Genomic DNA, 2,136 nt, shown 5'->3' with positions numbered 1-2,136 from the left:
CCTTGGGACCTTCTCCAGCCCCAGGATGTGACGAGCCGACATCGAGGTGCCAAACCACTCCGTCGATATGAGCTCTTGGGAGGGATCAGCCTGTTATCCCCGGAGTACCTTTTATCCTTTGAGCGACGGACCTTCCATGCGGAACCGCCGGATCACTATGCTCCAGTTTCCTGCCTGTGCGGCCTGTCGGCCTCCCAGTCAAGCGCCCTTTTGCCATTACACTCTGCGGCCGGTTACCAATCGGCCTGAGGGCACCTTGAGGAGCCTCCGTTACGCTTTTGGAGGCGACCACCCCAGTCAAACTACCCGCCAAACGCGGTCCTTGTATCCAACAAGTTAGTACCCAGACGGCCAAAGGGCCGTATTTCAACGACGGCTCCAAAGGCACTGGCGTGCCTCATTCTACGCCTCCGGCCTATCCTACACATCGACGGCCCGGGTACAACGTTAAGCTGTAGTAAAGGTTCACGGGGTCTTTTCGTCCCATCGCGGGTAATCGGCATCTTCACCGATACTACAATTTCACTGGGATCACGGTTGAGACAGTGTCCGGATCATTACACCATTCGTGCAGGTCGGAACTTACCCGACAAGGAATTTCGCTACCTTAGGACCGTTATAGTTACGGCCGCCGTTTACCGGGGCTTCAATTCGGGCCTTCTACATGAGTATGAGCCCTCCTCTTAACCTTCCGGCACCGGGCAGGTGTCAGGCTGTATACGGCTTCTTTCGAATTTGCACAGCCCTGTGTTTTTGTTAAACAGTTGCCTGGACCTATTCTCTGCGCCTCGTTTACACGAGGACCCCTTGTTCCGAAGGTACGGGGTCAATTTGCCTAGTTCCTTAACCGTGAATCTCCCAAGCGCCTTAGTATGTTCTACCCGACCACGTGTGTCCGTTTACGGTACGGATGACCTGGTGCTGGAGTTTAGCGGGTTTTCTCGGGAGCATGGTTACCGGCGCTGTCGCGTTGCCCAGAAGGGCGCCGCGTACTTTCGCGCTTCGGCTCGGGAGGTGGGCTTGCCTGCCTCCCTCGTAACCTTTGCGCTTAAACCCCCTTTTCCGTCAGGGGGCGGCCGTGTCACTTCTCCGTCGCCGCGTCACACACCAAGACAGTAACGGAATATTAACCGTTTGATCCATCGCCCTCGCCCTTAGGCTTATGCTTAGGGACCGACTCACCCTGAACCGATTGGCGTTGTTCAGGAAACCTTGGTCTTTCGGCGGGAGGGGATCGCACCCTCCTTATCGTTACTTATACCTACATTTGCTTTTCCATCCGCTCCAGAGCCGCTCGCGCGGCGCCTTCGACGCAGGATGGAATGCTCCCCTACCGATATTCTCATATCCCACGGCTTCGGTAACTGGTTTCATACCCGATTATTATCCACGCCCATCCCCTCGACTAGTGAGCTGTTACGCACTCTTTGAATGAATGGCTGCTTCCAAGCCAACATCCTAGCTGTCTGGGGGGACGGACTGCGTTAGTCTAACTTAACCAGCATTTCGGGACCTTGGCCGGTGGTCTGGATTCTTCTCCTCTCGGGCACGGACCTTAGCACCCGTGCCCTTACTCCATGGATTGGCCGGCGCGCATTCGGAGTTTGTCAGGACTTGACAGGCGGTGAAGCCCTCGCATCCTATCAGTCGCTCTACCTCGCGCCGGGAACTCCACAGGCGGCACCTAAATGCCTTTCGGGGAGTACGAGCTATCTCCGAGTTTGATTGGCCTTTCACTCCTACACTCACCTCATCCAGAAGCTTTTCAACGCTTATTGGTGCGGACCTCCATCCCGTGTTACCGGGACTTCATCCTGGACAAGTGTAGATCACTCGGTTTCGCGTCTGCCACCACCGACTCCTGCGCCCTTTTAAGACTCGCTTCCGCTGCGGCTGAGGGGCTCCTGCCCCTTCACCTTGCCGGTGACGGCAACTCGTAGGTTCATTATGCAAAAGGCACGCCGTCACGCCCAATGGGCGCTCCGACCGCTTGTAGGCGCACGGTTTCAGGATCTTTTTCACTCCCCTAACAGGGGTGCTTTTCACCTTTCCCTCACGGTACTGGTTCACTATCGGTCTCTTACGAGTATTTAGCCTTGCCGGATGGGCCCGGCTGATTCACACAGGATTACACGT

General features: G+C 56.1%; 1 rRNA gene. It reads right to left on the bottom strand.

Annotation, left to right across the window (positions count from 1 at the left end):
• Window positions 1–2,136: ribosomal RNA gene (locus tag HMPREF9442_RS01720) — 23S ribosomal RNA — on the bottom strand; the annotation flags it as partial.

The organism is Paraprevotella xylaniphila YIT 11841, assembly GCF_000205165.1.
Lineage (GTDB): Bacteria > Bacteroidota > Bacteroidia > Bacteroidales > Bacteroidaceae > Paraprevotella > Paraprevotella xylaniphila.
The sequence above is the reverse complement of the archived record's forward strand: the minus strand, read 5'-3'. Positions and strand labels throughout refer to the sequence as shown.